6 protein-coding genes are annotated in these 19442 nt (G+C 72.3%); all 6 read right to left on the bottom strand.

Going from position 1 to position 19442, the window contains the following annotated elements:
• Nucleotides 1–138: 138 nt before the first annotated feature.
• Nucleotides 139–1611 (bottom strand): hypothetical protein, encoded by a 1473-nt coding sequence (locus PW843_16655; GenBank protein MDE1148230.1) that lies wholly within the window; start codon nucleotides 1609–1611, stop codon nucleotides 139–141.
• The gene (locus PW843_16650) at nucleotides 1529–2146 is read right to left on the bottom strand and encodes a hypothetical protein (protein MDE1148229.1); all 618 of its coding nucleotides are present in this window, start codon (nucleotides 2144–2146) and stop codon (nucleotides 1529–1531) included. The genes PW843_16655 and PW843_16650 overlap by 83 nt, the downstream gene beginning before the upstream one ends.
• Before the next feature lie 704 nt (nucleotides 2147–2850).
• Nucleotides 2851–10248: a hypothetical protein gene (locus PW843_16645; protein MDE1148228.1), complete on the bottom strand. Its 7398-nt coding sequence runs from the start codon at nucleotides 10246–10248 to the stop codon at nucleotides 2851–2853.
• Nucleotides 10249–10595: 347 nt separating this feature from the next.
• Complete coding sequence (locus PW843_16640; protein ID MDE1148227.1) at nucleotides 10596–14663, bottom strand: hypothetical protein; 4068 nt, start codon at nucleotides 14661–14663, stop codon at nucleotides 10596–10598.
• The gene (locus tag PW843_16635; protein ID MDE1148226.1) at nucleotides 14557–15702 is read right to left on the bottom strand and encodes a hypothetical protein; all 1146 of its coding nucleotides are present in this window, start codon (nucleotides 15700–15702) and stop codon (nucleotides 14557–14559) included. Before PW843_16635 ends, PW843_16640 begins: the two co-directional genes overlap by 107 nt.
• Nucleotides 15623–19258 carry an Ig-like domain-containing protein gene (locus PW843_16630; GenBank protein ID MDE1148225.1) on the bottom strand — a complete coding sequence of 1212 codons (3636 nt, stop codon included), beginning with the start codon at nucleotides 19256–19258 and terminating at the stop codon, nucleotides 15623–15625. Before PW843_16630 ends, PW843_16635 begins: the two co-directional genes overlap by 80 nt.
• Nucleotides 19259–19442 lie beyond the last annotated feature (184 nt).

The following is a 19442-nucleotide window of genomic DNA, read 5'->3' as shown; positions in this document are numbered from 1 at the left end:
AAGTTGGCGCTGATGGTGGCATCGGTGCCGTTGACGTCGGCGTGGGCGGTGACGGCCAGGTTGATGGTGCCGTTGTAGTCCGGGGGCGGCGTCAGGGTCAGGCCGGTCAACTGGGCACCGGTCAGGGTCCAGGTCCCGTCATGATTGTCGGTACCGGCGGACAGGATGGCGCCCGCCGGCAGGCCGCTGACCCACCAGGGACAGGGTCTCACCCACCGCCGGGCTCACCAGGCCAGCACCGATGCTCAAGGCGATGGGCTGGTCTTCCAGGCCGACGGCGGGCAGGACCGCCAGGGTCGGGATATCGGCGACGGGCAGGACGGTGACGGCCAGATTGGCGCTGGCGACCGCGTCGGTGCCGTTCAGGCCGGCATGGGCGGTGACGGTCAGGTTCAGCGTGCCGTTGTAGTCGTGCACCGGTGTCAGGGTCAGGCCGGTCAGTTGGGCGCCCGTCAGCGTCCATGTGCCGTCGGCATTGTGGGTGCCGGCGGACAGGCTGGCGCCGGCCGGCACGCCGCTGACCACCACCGACAGGGTCTCACCCGCCACCGGGGTGGGCAGGCCGGCGGCGATGCTCAAGGCGATGGGCTGGTCTTCCAGGCCGACGACGGGCAGGACGGCCAGGTTGGGGATGTCGGCGACGGGCAGGACGGTGACGGCCAGGTTGGCGCTGATGTCGGCGGTGGAACCCGCCACGTCGGCATGGGCGGTGATGCCCAGGTTCAGGGTGCCGCTGTAATCAGCGGGCGGGGTAAGGGTCAGGCCGGTGAGTTGGGCCCCGGTGAGGGTCCAGGTACCGTCGTGGTTGTCGGTACCGGCGGACAGGGTGGCACCGGTCGGTACGCCGCTGACGACCACGGACAGGGTCTCGCCCACCGCCGGGGTGGGGATACCGGCGGCGATGGTCAGGGCGATGGGCTGATGTTCCAGGCCCACGACGGGCAGGACGGTCAGGGTGGGCACGTCCGCCACCGGCACCACTGTCACCGACAGGCTGGCGTTGGTGGTGGCGCTGACACCCGCCAGGTCGGTCTGGGCGGTGACGCCCAGGGTCAGGGTGCCGTGATAATCGTGTGCCGGGGTCAGGGTCAGGCCGGACAACTGTGCGCCGGTCAGCGTCCAGGTGCCGTCATGGTTGTCGGTGCCGGCGGACAGGGTGGCGCCGGTCGGCACGCCGCTGACGGTGACGGTCAGCGTCTCACCCACCGCCGGGGTGGGGATGCCGGCCGCGATGTTCAGGGCGATGGGCTGGTCTTCCAGGCCCACGACGGGCAGGACGGCCAGGTTGGGGATGTCGGCCACCGGCACGACGGTGACCGCCAGGCTGGCCCCCACCGAAGCCTCCGTCCCATTCACGTCGACATGCGCCGTGACGGACAGGTTCAGCGTGCCGTGGTAATCGGCCGGCGGGGTCAGGGTGAGGCCGGTGAGCTGGGCGCCGGTCAGGGTCCAGGTACCGTCGGCATTGTGGGTGCCGGCGGACAGGGTGGCACCGGCGGGCAGGCCGCCCACCACCACCGACAATGTCTCACCCACCGCGGGCGTGGCGATGCCGGCGGTGATGGTCAGGGCGATGGGCTGGTCCTCCAGCCCGACGACGGGCAGGACCACCAGGTTGGGGATATCCGCCACGGGCAGGACGGTGACGGCGACGTTGGCGCTGGTCGATGCGTCGGTGCCGTTGATGTCGGCAATGGGCGGTGACCGTCAGGTTCAGCGTGCCGTGGTAATCGGCCGCCGGCGTCAGGGTGACGCCGGTCAGCTGCGCGCTGGTCAGTGTCCAGGTGCCGTCGGCGTTGTGGGTGCCGGTCGACAGGGTGGCGCCGGCCGGCAATCCGGCAATGGTGACGGACAGGGTCTCACCCGCCACGGGTGCGGCCAGGCCAGCGGTGATGTTGAGGGCGATGGGCTGGTCTTCCAGGCCCACCACGGGCAGCACGACCAGGTTGGGGATGTCGGCGACGGGCAGGACGGTGACGGCGACGTTGGCGCTGATCGCCGCGTCGGTGCCATTGACGTCGGCATGGGCGGTGACGGTCAGGTTCAGGGTGCCGCTGTAATCGGCGGGCGGGGTCAGGGTCAGGCCGGTCAGCTGGGCGCCGGTCAGTGTCCAGGTGCCGTCGGCGTTGTGCGTGCCGGCGGACAAGGTGGCGCCGGCCGGCAATCCCGCGACGGTGACGGACAGGGCCTCACCCCGCCACGGGGGCGGCCAGGCTGGCGGCGATGGTGAGGGCGACGGGCTGGTCTTCCAGGCCCACGACGGGCAGGACCACCAGGTTGGGGATGTCGGCGACGGGCAGGACGGTCACCGCCACGCCGGCGCTGACCGCCGCGTCGGTGCCGTTGACGTCGGCGTGCGCCGTGACGCCCAGATTGATGGTGCCGCTATAGTCGGCGGGCGGGGTGATGGTCAGGCCGGTCAGCTGCACGCCGGTCAGGGTCCAGGTACCGTCATGGTTGTCGGTGCCGGCGGACAGGGTGGCGCCGGTGGGCACGCCGCTGATCACCACCGACAGGGTCTCGCCCGCGGCCGGGGTCGCCAGGCCGGCGGTGATGTTCAGCGCGATGGGCTGGTCTTCCAGGCCCACCACCGGCAGGACCACCAGGTTGGGCACGTCGGCGACGGGCAGGACGGTGACGGCCACGTTGGCGCTGGCGGTGGCGTCGGTGCCGTTGACGTCGGCATGGGCGACGACGGACAGGTTCAGGGTGCCGCTGTAGTCGGCGGGCGGGGTGACGGTCAGGCCGGACAACTGGGCGCCGGTCAGGGTCCAGGTGCCGTCGGAATTGTGGGTGCCGGCGGACAGGGTGGCGCCGGTCGGCACGCCGCTGATCACCACCGACAGCGCCTCACCCACCGCCACCGGTGCCGTCAGGCTGGCGGCGATGTTGAGGGCGATGGGCTGGTCCTCCATGCCGACGGACGGCAGGGTGACCAGGTTGGGGATGTCGGCGACGGGCAGGACGGTGACGGCCACGCTGGCGCTGGTCGACGCGTCGGTGCCGTTGATGTCGGCATGGGCGGTGACGGTCAGGTTCAGCGTGCCATGATAGTCGGCGGGTGGGGTGACGGTCAGGCCGGACAACTGGGCGCTGGTCAAGGTCCAGGTGCCGTCGTGATTGTCGGTACCGGCCGACAGGGTGGCCCCGGCCGGCAGCCCGGCGACGGTGACGGACAGCGCCTCGCCCGGTGCTACCGGCGCGGTCAGGCTGGCGGCGATGGTGAGGGCGATGGGCTGGTCCTCCAGCCCCACGGTGGGCAGGACCACCAGATTGGGGATGTCGGCGACGGGCAGGACGGTCACCGCCAGGCTGGCGCTGGCCGTGGCCTCCGTGCCGTTGACATCGGCATGGGCGGTGACGGTCAGGTTCAGGGTGCCGTGATAGTCGGCGGGCGGGGTGACGGTCAGGCCGGACAGCTGTGCGCTGGTCAGGGTCCAGGTGCCGTCGTGGTTGTCGGTGCCGGTGGACAGCACCGCACCCGCCGGCAATCCGGCGACGGTGACGGACAGGGCCTCCCCGGCCACGGGTGCGGCCAGGCTGGCGGCGATGTTCAGCGCAATGGGCTGGTCTTCCAGGCCCACGGTGGGCAGGACCACCAGGTTGGGCAGGTCGGCCACGGGCAGGACGGTGACCGCCACGTTGGCGCTGACCGCCGCGTCGGTGCCGTTGACGTCGGCGTGCGCCGTGACACCTCAAATTGAGGGTGCCGCTGTAGTCGGCGGGCGGGGTGAGGGTCAGGCCCGTCAGTTGGACGGCGGTCAGCGTCCAGGTGCCGTCATGGTTGTCGGTACCGGCGGACAGGGTGGCGCCGGTGGGCACACCGCTGATCACCACCGACAGGGTCTCGCCTGCCACGGGGGCAGCCAGACCGGCACTGATGTTCAGGGCGATGGGCTGATCTTCCAGACCCACCACGGGCAGGGCCACCAGGTTGGGCAGGTCGGCGACCGGCAGGACGGTGACCGCCAGGTTGGTGCTGGCGGTGGCGTCGGTGCCGTTGACGTCGGCGTGTGCCGTAACGGTCAGGTTCAGCGTGCCGCTGTAGTCGGCCGGCGGGGTGATGGTGAGGCCGGTGAGTTGGACGGCGGTCAAAGTCCAGGTGCCGTCATGATTGTCGGTGCCGGCGGATAGGGTGGCGCCGGCCGGCAGCCCGGCGACGGTGACGGACAGGGTCTCACCCGCCACCGGTGCGGCCAGGCTGGCGGCGATATTGAGGGCGATGGGCTGGTCTTCCAGGCCCACCACGGGCAGGGCCACCAGGTTGGGGATGTCGGCCACCGGCAGGACGGTTACCGCCAGGCTGCCGCTGACGGCCGCGTCGGTGCCATTCACATCGGCATGCGCCGTGACGGACAGGTTCAGGGTGCCACTGTAGTCGGCCGGGGGCGTGATGGTCAGGCCGGTCAGCTGTGCGCCGGTCAGGGTCCAGGTGCCGTCGTGGTTGTCGGTGCCGGCGGACAATGTGGCGCCCACCGGCAGGCCCGCGACGGTGACGGATAGGGTCTCCCCCGCCACCGGTGCGGCCAGGCTGGCGGCGATGTTCAGCGCGATGGGCTGGTCTTCCAGGCCCACGGCCGGCAGCACCACCAGGTTGGGCAGGTCGGCCACCGGCATGACGGTGACGGCCACGTTGGCGCTGACGGCGGCATCGGTGCCGTTGACGTCGGCGTGCGCCGTGACCGTCAGGTTCAGGGTGCCGCTGTAATCGGCGGGCGGGGTGACGGTCAGGCCGGTCAACTGGGCGCTGGTCAGGGTCCAGGTACCGTCATGGTTGTCTGTGCCGGCGGACAACGTGGCACCCACCGGCAGTCCGGCGACGGTGACGGACAGGGTCTCGCCGGCCACGGGTGCGGCCAGGCTGGCGGCGATGGTCAGTGCGATGGGCTGGTCCTCCAGCCCCACGGTGGGCAGGACCACCAGATTGGGCAGGTCGGCCACCGGCAGCACGTTGACGGTCAGGGTGCCCGTCGTGTCGGCGGTGGTGCCGTTGACATCGGCGTGGGCGGTGACGGTCAGATTGACCGTGCCACTGTAGTCGGCGGGCGGCGTCAGGGTCAGGCCGGTCAGTTGGACGGTGGTGAGGGTCCAGGTGCCGTCATGGTTGTCGGTGCCGGCGGACAGGGTGGCGCCCGCGGGCAACCCGGCGATGGTGACGGACAGGCTCTCGCCGGCCACCGGTGCGGCCAGGCTGGCGGCGATGTTCAGGCCGATGGGCTGGTCTTCCAGGCCCACGGCCGGCAACACCACCAGATGGGGCACGTCAGCCACCGGCAGGACGGTGACCGCCAAGTTGCCGGTCGCGTCGGCGCCGGTGCCGTTGACCTCGGCATGGGCGGTGACGGACAGGTTCAAGGTGCCGCTGTAGTCGTGCGGCGGGGTGATGGTCAGGCCGGTCAACTGGGCGCTCGTTAACGTCCAGGTACCGTCATGGTTGTCGGTGCCGGCGGACAGGGTGGCGCCCACGGGCACGCCGGCGACGGTGACGGACAGGGTCTCCCCGGCTACCGGTGCGGCCAGGCCGGCGGCGATGTTGAGGGCGATGGGCTGGTCTTCCAGGCCCACGGTGGGTAGGACCACCAGGTTGGGCACGTCGGCGACCGGCATGACGGTGACCGCCAGATTGGCGCTGGCCGCCGCGTCCGTGCCGTTGACGTCGGCGTGCGCTGTGACGGACAGGGTCAGCGTGCCGCTGTAGTCGTGTGGCGGGGTGATGGTCAGGCCGGTCAGCTGCACACCGGTCAGGGTCCAGGTGCCGTCGTGGTTGTCGGTACCGGCGGACAGGGTGGCGCCGACCGGAACACCGGCGATGGTGACGCTCAAGGCTTCACCCGCCACGGGGGCGGTGAGGCCAGCCGCGATGTTGAGGGCGATGGGTTGGTCTTCCAGGCCGATCACCGGCACGACGGCCAGGTTGGGTACATCGGCGACGGGCAGGACGGTGACCGCCAGGCTGCCGCTGGCCGTGGCCTCCGTGCCGTTCACGTCGGCATGGGCGGTGATGGACAGGTTGAGGGTGCCGCTATAATCGGCGGGCGGGGTGATGGTCAGGCCGGTCAGCTGGGCACTGGTCAGTGTCCAGGTGCCGTCATGGTTGTCGGTGCCGGCGGAGAGGGTGGCACCGACCGGAACACCGGCGACGGTGACGGACAGGGTCTCCCCGGCCACCGGGGCGGCCAAGCCGGCGGCGATGGTCAGGGCGATGGGCTGGTCCTCCAACCCGATGGCGGGCAGGATGGCCAGGCTGGGGACATCGGCCACCGGGGCCACGGTCACGGCTAGGGTGCTGCTGGCCGTCGCCTCGGTGCCGTTCACCTCGGCATGGGCGGTGACACTGAGGTTCAGGGTGCCGCTGTAGTCGGCCGGCGGGGTGATGGTCAGGCCGGTCAGTTGCACACCGGTCAGGGTCCAGGTGCCGTCGTGATTGTCGGTGCCGGCGGATAGGGTGGCGCCGACCGGAACACCGGCGATGGTGACGCTCAGCGTCTCACCCGCCACCGGGGCCACAAGGCCGGCGGCGATGGTCAGGGCAATGGGCTGATCTTCCAGGCCGACGGCGGGCAATGCCACCAGGGTCGGCGCGTCGGCCACGGGCAGGACGGTGACCGCCAGGTTGCCCGACACGTCGGCGGTGGTCCCGGCCACCTCGGCATGGGCGGTGACGGTCAGGTTCAGGGTGCCATTGTAGTCGGCCGGCGGCGTCAGGGTCAGGCCGGTCAGCTGGACGGCGGTGAGTGTCCAGGTGCCGTCATGGTTGTCGGTACCGGCGGACAGGGTGGCGCCCGTCGGCAATCCTGCGATGGTGACGGTCAAGGTCTCACCCGCGACCGGGGCGGCCAGGCCGGCGGCGATGTTCAGGCTGATGGCCTGGTCCTCCAGCCCGATGGCGGGCAGGACCGCCAGGCTGGGGGTGTCGGCCACGGGGGTGACGGTGACGGACAGCGCCGCGGTGGTGGTGGCCGACACGCCGGCCAGGTCGGCATGGGCGGCGACGGACAGGTTGAGGGTGCCGCTGTAATCGGCGGGCGGGGTCAGGGTCAGGCCGGTCAGTTGAACGGCGGTGAGCGTCCAGGTGCCGTCGTGATTGTCGGTGCCGGCCGACAGGGTGGCGCCGGCCGGCAGGTTGCCGATGGTGACGCTCAGGGTCTCGCCCGGCAGGGTGACCGGCAGGGCGGCGGCGATGTTCAGGCTGATGGCATGGTCTTCCAGACCCAGGGCGGGCAGGACGGCCAGTGTCGGCGCATCGATGGTGACGCCGGCGTCGACCGTGTCGGGCGCCACGGTGACGGTCAGCGTGCCTGCGGTGTCGGCGGCGGTGCCGTTGACGGCGGCATGGGCGGTGACGGACAGGTTGATGGTGCCGTGGAAATCGGCCGGCGGCGTCAGGGACAGGCCGGACAGCTGCGCGCTGGTCAGGGTCCAGGTGCCGTCATGGTTGTCGATACCGGCCGACAGCGAGGCACCGACGGGAACGCCAGAGACGATGACGCTCAAGGTCTCGCCCGGCGCCGGATGGGTCAGCGCCGCACCGATGGTCAGCGCGATCGACTCATCCTCATGACCGCTGGCGGCCTGCAGGCTCAACGTCGGCGCATCCGCCACCGGGTTGACGGTGACGGCCAGGCTGCCGGTGGTGTCGGCGGTGCTGCCGTTGACGGCGGCGTGGGCGGTGACACTGAGGTTGAGCGTGCCGCTGTAGTCGGCCGGTGGGGTGATGGTCAGGCCGGTCAGCTGGGCGCCGGTCAGCGTCCAGGAGCCGTCACCGTTGTCGGTGCCATGGTTCAGGGTGGCGCCGGCGGGCACGCCGCTGATGGTGACGGAGAGGGTCTCGCCGGCGGCCGGGGCATGGAGGCCGGCGGCGATGGTGAGGGCGATGGGCTGATCTTCCAGGCCGACGGCGGGGACGACGGCCAGGCTGGGAGCATCAGCGACGGCGCCGACGGTGACAGCCAGACTGCCGGTGGTGTCGGCGGTGCTGCCGTTGACGGCGGCGTGGGCGGTGACGCTGAGGTTGAGCGTGCCGCTGTAGTCGGCGGGCGGCGTCAGGGTGAGGCCGGTCAGCTGGGTACCGGTCAGGGTCCAGGAGCCGTCACCGTTATCGGTGCCGTGGTTCAGGGTGGCACCGGCGGGGACACCGGCGATGGTGACGGAGAGGGTCTCGCCGGTGGCCGGGGCATGCAGGCCGGCGGCGATGGTGAGCGCAATGGGCTGGTCTTCCAGTCCGACGGCCGGGACGACGGCCAGGCTGGGGGCATCGGCGACGGCACCAACGGTGACGGCCATGTTGCCGGTGGTGTCGGCCGTCGTGCCGTTCACAGCGGCATGCGCCGTCACGGACAGATTCAGCGTGCCGCTGTAGTCAGTGGGCGGGGTGATGGTCAGGCCGGTGAGCTGGGCGCCGGTCAGCGTCCAGGAGCCGTCGTGGTTGTCGGTGCCGGCGGACAGGGTGGCGCCGGCGGGGACACCGGCGATGGTGACGGAGAGGGTCTCGCCATCGGCGGGGGCGTGGAGGCCAGCGGCGATGGTGAGCGCAATGGGCTGGTCTTCCAGCCCGACGGCGGGGACGACGGCCAGGCTGGGGGCGTCGGCGACGGCGCCAACGGTGACGGCGAGACTGCCGGTGGTGTCGGCGGTGCTGCCGTTGACGGCGGCGTGGGCGGTGACGCTGAGGTTGAGCGTGCCGCTGTAGTCGGCGGGCGGCGTGAGGGTGAGGCCGGTCAGCTGGGTACCGGTCAGGGTCCAGGTGCCATCACCGTTATCGGTGCCGTGGTTGAGGGTGGCGCCGGCGGGGACGCCGGCGATGGTGACGCTGAGGGTCTCGCCGGTGGCCGGGGCGTGGAGGCCGGCGGCGATGGTCAGCGCAATGGGCTGGTCTTCCAGTCCGACGGCGGGGACGACGGCCAGGCTGGGGGCGTCGGCGACGGCGCCAACGGTGACGGCCAGGCTACCGGTGGTGTCGGCGATGGTGCCGTTGACGGCGGCGTGGGCGGTGACGCTGAGGTTGAGCGTGCCGCTGTAGTCGGCCGGTGGGGTGATGGTCAGGCCGGTCAGCTGGGCGCCGGTCAGGGTCCAGGTGCCATCGTGATTGTCGGTGCCGGCGGAGAGCGTGGCGCCGGCGGGCACGCCGCTGATGGTGACGGAGAGGGTCTCGCCGGCGGCCGGGGCATGGAGGCCGGCGGCGATGGTGAGGGCGATGGGCTGATCTTCCAGGCCGACGGCGGGGACGACCGCCAGGCTGGGGGCATCGGCGACGGCACCGACGGTGACGGCCAGGCTGCCGGTGGTGTCGGCACTAGTGCCGTTGACGGCGGCATGCGCCGTCACGGACAGATTCAGAGTCCCACTGTAGTCGGTGGGCGGGGTGATGGTCAGGCCGGTCAGCTGGGCGCCGGTGAGCGTCCAGGAACCATCACCGTTGTCGGTGCCATGGTTCAGGGTGGCGCCGGCGGGCACGCCGCTGATGGTGACGGAGAGGGTCTCGCCATCGGCGGGGGCATGGAGGCCGGCGGCGATGGTCAGCGCAATGGGCTGGTCTTCCAGTCCGACGGCGGGGACGACGGCCAAGCTGGGGGCGTCGGCGACGGCACCGACGGTGACGGCCAGGCTGCCGGTGGTGTCGGCACTGGTGCCGTTGACGGCGGCGTGGGCCGTTACGGACAGATTCAGGGTGCCGCTGTAGTCGGCGGGCGGCGTCAGGGTCAGGCCGGACACTTGGGCACCGGTCAGGGTCCAGGAGCCATCGCCGTTGTCGGTGCCATGGTTCAGGGTGGCGCCGGCGGGGACGCCGGCGATGGTGACGCTGAGGGTCTCGCCGGTGGCCGGGGCATGCAGGCCGGCGGCGATGGTGAGGGCGATGGGCTGGTCTTCCAGGCCGACGGCGGGGACGACGGCCAGGCTGGGAGCATCGGCGACAGCGCCGACGGTGACGGCCAGGCTGCCGGTGGTGTCGGCGGTGGAGCCGTTGACGGCGGCGTGGGCGGTGACGCTGAGGTTCAGCGTGCCGCTGTAATCGGCCGGCGGGGTGAGGGTCAGGCCGGTCAGCTGGGCGCCAGTCAGCGTCCAGGAGCCGTCGTGATTGTCGGTACCAGCGGAGAGGGTGGCGCCGGCGGGGACACCGGCGATGGTGACGCTGAGGGTCTCGCCATCGGCGGGGGCGTGGAGGCCGGCAGCGATGGTGAGGGCAATGGGCTGGTCTTGCCAGACCGACGGCGGGGACGACGGCCAGGCTGGGGGCGTCGGCGACGGCACCAACGGTGACAGCCAGGCTACCGGTGGTATCCGCCGTGGTGCCGTTGACGGCGGCGTGGGCGGTGACACTGAGGTTGAGCGTGCCGCTGTAGTCGGTGGGCGGCGTCAGGGTGAGGCCGGTCAGCTGGGCGCTGGTGAGCGTCCAGGAGCCGTCATGGTTATCGGTCCCGGCGGACAGGGTGGCGCCGGCGGGCACGCCGGCGATGGTGACGGAGAGGGTCTCGCCGGTGGCCGGGGCGTGGAGGCCGGCGGCGATGGTCAGCGCAATGGGCTGGTCTTCCAGTCCGACGGCGGGGACGACGGCCAGGCTGGGAGCATCAGCGACGGCGCCAACGGTGACGGCCAGGCTACCGGTGGTGTCGGCCGTCGTGCCGTTGACGGCGGCATGTGCCGTCACGGACAGATTCAGAGTCCCGCTGTAGTCGGCCGGCGGGGTGAGGGTCAGGCCCCGTCAGCTGGGCACCGGTGAGGGTCCAGGTGCCGTCATGGTTGTCGGTACCGGCGGACAGCGTGGCACCGGCGGGCACGCCGGCGATGGTGACGGAGAGGGTCTCGCCATCGGCGGGGGTGTGGAGGCCGGCGGCGATGGTGAGCGCAATGGGCTGATCTTCCAGGCCGACGGCCGGGACGACGGCCAGGCTGGGGGCGTCGGCGACAGCGCCGACGGTGACGGCCAGGCTGCCGGTGGTGTCGGCGGTGGTGCCGTTGACGGCGGCGTGGGCGGTGACGCTGAGGTTCAGCGTGCCGCTGTAGTCGGCCGGCGGGGTGATGGTCAGGCCGGTCAACTGGGCGCCAGTCAGCGTCCAGGTGCCGTCGTGATTGTCGGTACCAGCGGAGAGGGTGGCGCCGGCGGGGACGCCGGCGATGGTGACGCTGAGGGTCTCGCCGGTGGCCGGGGCATGCAGGCCGGCGGCGATGGTGAGGGCGATGGGCTGGTCTTCCAGGCCGACGGCCGGGACGACCGCCAGGCTGGGGGCGTCGGCGACGGCACCGACGGTGACGGCCAGGCTGCCGGTGGTGTCGGCCGTCGTGCCGTTCACAGCGGCATGGGCGGTGACGGACAGGTTCAGCGTGCCGCTGTAGTCAGTGGGCGGGGTGAGGGTCAGGCCCGTGAGCTGGGCGCCGGTGAGGGTCCAGGTGCCGTCGTGATTGTCGGTGCCGGCGGACAGGGTGGCGCCGGCGGGGACACCGGCGATGGTGACGGAGAGGGTCTCGCCATCGGCGGGGGCGTGGAGGCCGGCGGCGATGGTCAGCGCGATGGGCTGGTCTTCCAGGCCGACGGCCGGGACGACGGCCAGGCTGGGGGCATCGGCGACGGCACCAACGGTGACGGCCAGGCTGCCGGTGGTGTCGGCGGTGCTGCCGTTGACGGCGGCGTGGGCGGTGACGCTGAGGTTCAGCGTGCCGCTGTAGTCGGCCGGCGGGGTGAGGGTCAGGCCGGTGAGCTGGGCGCCGGTGAGGGTCCAGGAGCCGTCGCCGTTGTCGGTGCCGTGGTTCAGCGTGGCGCCGGCGGGGACACCGGCGATGGTGACGCTGAGGGTCTCACCATCGGCGGGGCCATGCAGGCCGGCGGCGATGGTCAGGGCGATGGGCTGATCTTCCAGGCCGACGGCCGGGACGACGGCCAGGCTGGGGGCGTCAGCGACGGCGCCGACGGTGACGGCCAGGCTGCCGGTGGTGTCGGCGGTGCTGCCGTTGACGGCGGCATGCGCCGTGACGCTGAGGTTCAGCGTGCCGCTGTAGTCGGCCGGCGGGGTGATGGTCAGGCCGGTCAACTGGGCGCCAGTCAGCGTCCAGGTGCCGTCGTGATTGTCGGTACCAGCGGAGAGGGTGGCGCCGGCGGGGACGCCGGCGATGGTGACGCTGAGGGTCTCGCCGGTGGCCGGGGCATGCAGGCCGGCGGCGATGGTGAGGGCGATGGGCTGGTCTTCCAGACCGACGGCGGGGACGACGGCCAGGCTGGGGGCGTCGGCGACGGCGCCAACGGTGACGGCCAGGCTACCGCTGGTATCAGCCGTCGTGCCGTTGACGGCGGCGTGGGCGGTGACGCTGAGGTTCAGGGTGCCGCTGTAGTCGGCCGGCGGGGTGATGGTGAGGCCGGTCAACTGGGCGCCGGTCAGGGTCCAGGAACCATCACCGTTATCGGTGCCATGGTTCAGCGTGGCGCCGGCGGGGACGCCGGCGATGGTGACGCTGAGGGTCTCGCCGGTGGCCGGGGCGTGCAGTCCGGCGGCAATGGTGAGGGCGATGGGCTGGTCTTCCAGGCCGACGGCCGGGACGACGGCCAGGCTGGGGGCATCAGCGACGGCACCGACGGTGACGGCCAAGCTGCCGGTGGTGTCGGCGGTGGTGCCGTTGACGGCGGCGTGGGCCGTTACGGACAGATTCAGGGTGCCGCTGTAATCGGCGGGCGGGGTGAGGGTGAGGCCGGTCAGCTGGGCGCCGGTCAGGGTCCAGGTGCCATCACCGTTATCGGTGCCGTGGTTGAGGGTGGCGCCGGCGGGGACGCCGGCGATGGTGACGCTGAGGGTCTCGCCGGTGGCCGGGGCATGCAGGCCGGCGGCGATGGTGAGGGCGATGGGCTGGTCTTCCAGGCCGACGGCCGGGACGACCGCCAGGCTGGGGGCGTCGGCGACGGCACCGACGGTGACGGCCAGGCTGCCGGTGGTGTCGGCACTAGTGCCATTGACGGCGGCATGCGCCGTGACGGACAGATTCAGAGTCCCACTGTAGTCGGCCGGCGGGGTGATGGTGAGGCCGGTCAGCTGGGCACCGGTCAGCGTCCAGGAACCATCACCGTTGTCGGTGCCATGGTTCAGGGTGGCGCCGGCGGGCACGCCGCTGATGGTGACGGAGAGGGTCTCGCCATCGGCGGGGGCATGGAGGCCAGCGGCGATGGTGAGGGCGATGGGCTGGTCTTCCAGGCCGACAGCGGGAACGACGGCCAGGCTGGGGGCGTCGGCGACGGCACCGACGGTGACGGCCAGGCTGCCGGTGGTGTCGGCGGTGCTGCCGTTGACGGCGGCATGCGCCGTCACGGACAGATTGAGGGTGCCGCTGTAATCGGCGGGCGGGGTGAGGGTGAGGCCGGTCAGCTGGGCGCCGGTCAGGGTCCAGGTGCCATCACCGTTATCGGTGCCGTGGTTGAGGGTGGCGCCGGCGGGGACGCCGGCGATGGTGACGCTGAGGGTCTCGCCGGTGGCCGGGGCGTGGAGGCCGGCGGCGATGGTCAGCGCAATGGGCTGGTCTTCCAGTCCGACGGCGGGGACGACGGCCAGGCTGGGGGCGTCGGCGACGGCGCCAACGGTGACGGCCAGGCTACCGGTGGTGTCGGCGATGGTGCCGTTGACGGCGGCGTGGGCGGTGACGCTGAGGTTGAGCGTGCCGCTGTAGTCGGCCGGTGGGGTGATGGTCAGGCCGGTCAGCTGGGCGCCGGTCAGGGTCCAGGTGCCATCGTGATTGTCGGTGCCGGCGGAGAGCGTGGCGCCGGCAGGCACGCCGGCGATGGTGACGCTGAGGGTCTCGCCATCGGCGGGGGCGTGGAGGCCGGCGGCGATGGTCAGGGCGATGGGCTGGTCTTCCAGTCCGACGGCGGGGACGACGGCCAGGCTGGGGGCGTCGGCGACGGCGCCAACGGTGACGGCCAGGCTGCCGGTGGTGTCGGCACTGGTGCCGTTGACGGCGGCGTGGGCGGTGACGCTGAGGTTGAGGGTGCCGCTGTAATCGGCCGGCGGGGTGAGGGTCAGGCCGGTCAGCTGGGCACCGGTCAGAGTCCAGGAGCCGTCGTGATTGTCGGTACCAGCGGAGAGGGTGGCGCCGGCCGGAACGCCGGCGATGGTGACGCTGAGGGTCTCGCCATCGGCCGGGGCGTGCAGGCCAGCGGCGATGGTGAGGGCGATGGGCTGGTCTTCCAGACCGACGGCGGGGACGACGGCCAGGCTGGGGGCGTCGGCGACGGCACCGACGGTGACAGCCAGGCTACCGGTGGTATCCGCCGTGGTGCCGTTGACGGCGGCGTGGGCGGTGACACTGAGGTTGAGCGTGCCGCTGTAGTCGGTGGGCGGCGTCAGGGTGAGGCCGGTCAGCTGGGCGCTGGTGAGCGTCCAGGAGCCGTCATGGTTATCGGTCCCGGCGGACAGGGTGGCGCCGGCGGGCACGCCGGCGATGGTGACGGAGAGGGTCTCGCCGGTGGCCGGGGCGTGGAGGCCGGCGGCGATGGTCAGCGCAATGGGCTGGTCTTCCAGTCCGACGGCGGGGACGACGGCCAGGCTGGGGGCGTCGGCGACGGCGCCAACGGTGACGGCCAGGCTACCGGTGGTGTCGGCACTGGTGCCGTTGACGGCGGCGTGGGCGGTGACACTGAGGTTGAGCGTGCCGCTGTAGTCGGCCGGCGGCGTCAGGGTCAGGCCGGACAACTGGGCGCCGGTCAGGGTCCAGGTGCCATCGTGATTTGTCGGTGCCGGCGGAGAGCGTGGCGCCGGCAGGCACGCCGGCGATGGTGACGCTGAGGGTCTCGCCATCGGCGGGGGCGTGGAGGCCGGCGGCGATGGTCAGGGCGATGGGCTGGTCTTCCAGTCCGACGGCGGGGACGACGGCCAGGCTGGGGGCGTCGGCGACGGCGCCAACGGTGACGGCCAGGCTGCCGGTGGTGTCGGCACTGGTGCCGTTGACGGCGGCGTGGGCGGTGACGCTGAGGTTGAGCGTGCCGCTGTAGTCGGTGGGCGGCGTCAGGGTCAGGCCGGTCAACTGGGCGCTGGTCAGGGTCCAGGTGCCATCGTGATTGTCGGTGCCGGCGGAGAGGGTGGCGCTGGCAGGGACGCCGGCGATGGTGACGCTGAGGGTCTCGCCGGTGGCCGGGGCATGCAGGCCAGCGGCGATGGTGAGGGCGATGGGCTGGTCTTCCAGGCCGACGGCCGGGACGACCGCCAGGCTGGGGGCATCGGCGACGGCACCGACGGTGACGGCCAGGCTGCCGGTGGTGTCGGCACTAGTGCCGTTGACGGCGGCATGCGCCGTCACGGACAGATTCAGAGTCCCACTGTAGTCGGTGGGCGGGGTGATGGTCAGGCCGGTCAGCTGGGCACCGGTCAGGGTCCAGGAGCCGTCGCCATTATCGGTACCGGCGGAGAGAGTGGCGCCGGCGGGGACACCGGCGATGGTGACGCTGAGGGTCTCGCCATCGGCGGGGGCGTGGAGGCCGGCGGCGATGGTCAGCGCGATGGGCTGGTCTTCCAGTCCGACGGCGGGGACGACGGCCAGGCTGGGTGCATCGGCGACGGCACCGACGGTGACGGCCAGGCTGCCGGTGGTGTCGGCGGTGCTGCCGTTGACGGCGGCATGCGCCATAACGGACAGATTGAGGGTGCCGCTGTAGTCAGCCGGTGGCGTGATGGTGAGGCCGGTCAGCTGGGCGCCGGTCAGGGTCCAGGAGCCATCGCCGTTGTCGGTGCCCATGGTTCAGGGTGGCGCCGGCGGGGACACCAGCGATGGTGACGCTGAGGGTCTCGCCATCGGCGGGGGCGTGGAGGCCGGCGGCGATGGTCAGCGCAATGGGCTGATCTTCCAGTCCGACGGCCGGCAGAACCGCCAGCGTTGGCACATCGGCCACCGGGGCGACGGTAACGGCCAAGGTGCTCGAGGTGTCGGCGCTGGTGCCGCCCACTTCGGCGTGAGCCGTGACGGACAGATTCAGAGTCCCACTGTAGTCAGCCGGTGGCGTGATGGTGAGGCCGGTCAGCTGGGCGCCGGTCAGGGTCCAGGTGCCGTCGTGGTTATCGGTACCGGCGGAGAGGGTGGCGCCGGCGGGGACGCCGGCGATGGTGACGCTTAAGGTCTCGCCGGCGGCCGGGGCATGCAGGCCGGCGGCGATGGTGAGCGCAATGGGCTGATCTTCCAGGCCGACAGCCGGAGCGACGGTCAGGCTGGGGGCGTCGGCCACCGGGGCGACAGTGACGGCCAGGCTGCCGGTGGTGTCCGCCGTCGTGCCGTTGACGTCGGCATGGGCGGTGACACTGAGGTTCAACGTGCCACTGTAGTCGGTCGGCGGGGTGATGGTCAGGCCGGTGAGCTGGGCGCCGGTGAGGGTCCAGGTGCCGTCGTGATTGTCGGTACCAGCGGAGAGGGTGGCGCCGGACGGGACGCCGGCGATGGTGACCGAGAGCGTCTCGCCGGCGACTGGGGCGTGCAATCCGGCGGCGATGGTGAGGGCGATGGGTTGGTCTTCCAGACCCGCGGCGGCCTGCACCGACAGCGTCGGCGCTTCAATGCCGGTTACCGGGCTTGTGTCCCCCGTCGGTGTTACCGTCACTGACAGCGTGCTGATGGTATCGGCGCCGGTGCCGCCAACCTCGGCGTGGGCGGTGACGGATAGGTTGAGGGTGCCGTTGTAGTCGGCCGGCGGGGTGATGGTGAGGCCCGTCAATTGGGCGCCGGTCAGCGTCCAAGTGCCATCGCCGTTGTTGGTGCCGGCGGACAGGGTGGCGCCGGCAGGGACGCCAGCGATGGTGACACTGAGGGTCTCGCCATCGGCAGGCGCATGCAGGCTGGCGGCGATGGTCAGCGCAATGGGCTGGTCTTCCTGGCCCGTGGCCGGCAGGACGGTCAGGGTCGGGGCGTCGGCCACCGGGGCAACCGTGATCGCCAGGGTGCTGGTGGTGTCGGCGCTGGTGCCGCCCACTTCGGCGTGGGCGGTGACGGACAGATTCAGAGTCCCGCTGTAATCGGTCGGCGGGGTGAGGGTGAGGCCGGTGAGCTGGGCGCCGGTCAGGGTCCAGGTGCCGTCGCCATTGTCGGTGCCGGCGGAGAGGGTGGCGCCGGCGGGGACACCAGCGATGGTGACACTGAGGGTCTCGCCATCAGCCGGGCTGTGGAGGCCGGCGGCGATGGTCAGGGCGATGGGTTGGTCTTCCAGGCCGGTGGCGGGCCCGATGGCCAGGGTGGGGGCATCGGCAACCGGCGCGACGGTGACCGCCAGGCTGCTGCTGGTGTCGGCACTGGTGCCGCCGACCTCGGCGTGGGCGGTGACAGAGAGATTCAGAGTCCCGCTGTAATCGGCCGGCGGGGTGAGGGTCAGGCCGGTCAGCTGGGCACTGGTCAGCGTCCAGGTGCCGTCGCCATTGTCGGTGCCGGCGGAGAGGGTGGCGCCGGCGGGAACACCGGCGATGGTGACGGAGAGGGTCTCGCCATCGGCCGGGGCATGCAGGCCAGCGGCGATGGTCAACGCGATGGGTTGGTCTTCCAGGCCAACAGCGGGGGCGACGGCCAAGGTCGGGGCGTCGGCCACCGGGGCGACGGTGACGGCGAGCGTGCTGGACGTGTCACTTGTCGCGCCGTTCAACTCGGCATGGGCGGTGACGGACAGAGTCAGAGTCCCGCTGTAGTCAGTGGGCGGGGTGATGGTGAGGCCGGTCAACTGCCCGGCGGTCAGGGTCCAAGTACCGTCATGGTTATCGGTACCGGCGGACAAGGTGGCGCCAACCGGGACACCGGCGATGGTGACGCTGACGGTTTCACCGGCCCCGGGCGAGCCGACGCCAGCCCCGATGGTGAGGGCGATGGGTTGGTCTTCCAGGCCGGCGGCTGGGGCAACGCTCAGATTGACGGAAATGTGGTTGCCGTCGCCGGAGCCTGTGCCGCCGGTGGGATCGGTCGTACCGGTGCCCGTGCCTGGATTTGTGGTGCCGCCGCCGGTTCCGGTGCCGCCGGAACCCGTGCCGCCCGTACCGGTGCCACCGGTGGGATCGGTGGTGCCAGTTCCGCCACCCGTGCCGCCGCCGGCCTCAACGCCACCGGAGCCCGTGCCGCCGGTGGGATCGGTCGTGCCCGTTCCGCCGCCGCCGCCTGTTTCCGCACCGCCGGAGCCCGTGCCGGTGGAGGAATCGCCCCCGGTGCCGGTTCCGCCGGAGCCCGTGCCCGTAATGGGGTCCGTGCCGGTACCGCCGCCCGAGCCCGGGTTTGTGCCACCGCCGGTTCCAGTACCCGTGCCGGTGCCCCCCGTGGGATCGGTGGTGCCGGTACCGCCGCCCGTACCGCCGCCAGCCTCGACGCCGCCGGAGCCCGTGCCGCCAGTGGGATCGGTCGTGCCGGTGCCCGTGCCCGGATTGGTGCCGCCACCGCCGGTTCCAGTACCCGTGCCGGTGCCCCCCGTGGGATCGGTGGTGCCGGTACCGCCGCCCGTGCCGCCGCCGGCCTCGACGCCGCCGGAGCCCGTGCCGCCAGTGGGATCGGTCGTGCCGGTGCCCGTGCCCGGATTGGTGCCGCCACCGCCGGTTCCAGTGCCCGTGCCGGTGCCCCCCGTGGGATCGGTGGTGCCGGTACCGCCGCCCGTGCCACCGCCGGCCTCGACGCCGCCGGAGCCCGTGCCGCCGGTGGGATCGGTCGTGCCGGTGCCCGTGCCCGGATTGGTGCCGCCGCCGCCGGTTTCGGTGCCCGTGCCGGTGCCGCCCGTGGGGTCGGTGGTGCCTGTGCCGCCACCGGTGCCGCCGCCAGCCTCGACACCGCCAGAGCCTGTGCCGCCAGTGGGGTCAGTCGTGCCGGTTCCTGTGCCCGGATTGGTCGTGCCGCCGCCGGTCTCGGTGCCCGTGCCGGTGCCGCCCGTGGGGTCGGTGGTGCCTGTGCCACCACCCGTGCCGCCACCAGCCTCGACACCGCCGGAGCCTGTGCCGCCGGTGGGATCAGTCGTGCCGGTTCCGGTACCCGGGTTGGTGCCGCCGCCTGTTTCGGTGCCCGTGCCGGTGCCGCCCGTGGGGTCGGTGGTGCCTGTGCCACCACCCGTGCCGCCACCAGCCTCGACACCGCCGGAGCCCGTGCCGCCGGTGGGATCAGTCGTGCCGGTGCCCGTGCCCGGATTGGTGCCGCCACCGCCGGTTCCAGTGCCCGTGCCGGTGCCGCCCGTGGGGTCGGTGGTGCCGGTACCGCCGCCCGTGCCGCCGCCGGCCTCGACGCCGCCGGAGCGCCGTGCCGCCAGTGGGATCAGTCGTGCCGGTGCCCGTGCCCGGATTGGTGCCGCCACCGCCGGTCTCGGTGCCCGTTCCGGTGCCGCCCGTGGGGTCGGTGGTTCCGGTACCGCCGCCCGTGCCACCGCCGGCCTCGACGCCGCCGGAGCCCGTGCCGCCGGTGGGATCGGTCGTGCCGGTGCCCGTGCCCGGATTGGTGCCGCCGCCGGTTTCGGTGCCCGTGCCGGTGCCGCCGGTGGG

The sequence above is a fragment of the Azospirillaceae bacterium genome (genome assembly GCA_028283825.1).
Classification (GTDB): Bacteria; Pseudomonadota; Alphaproteobacteria; order Azospirillales; family Azospirillaceae; genus Nitrospirillum.
Note: the sequence above shows the minus strand (reverse complement) of the source record. Positions and strands in the feature narration are given on the sequence as shown.

Coding starts and splice junctions, on each gene's coding strand:
- PW843_16635 (MDE1148226.1), bottom strand. CDS start 15,702: ATGGGCACCGACAACGGCGATGGCTCCTGGACCCTGACCGGCGCCCAG.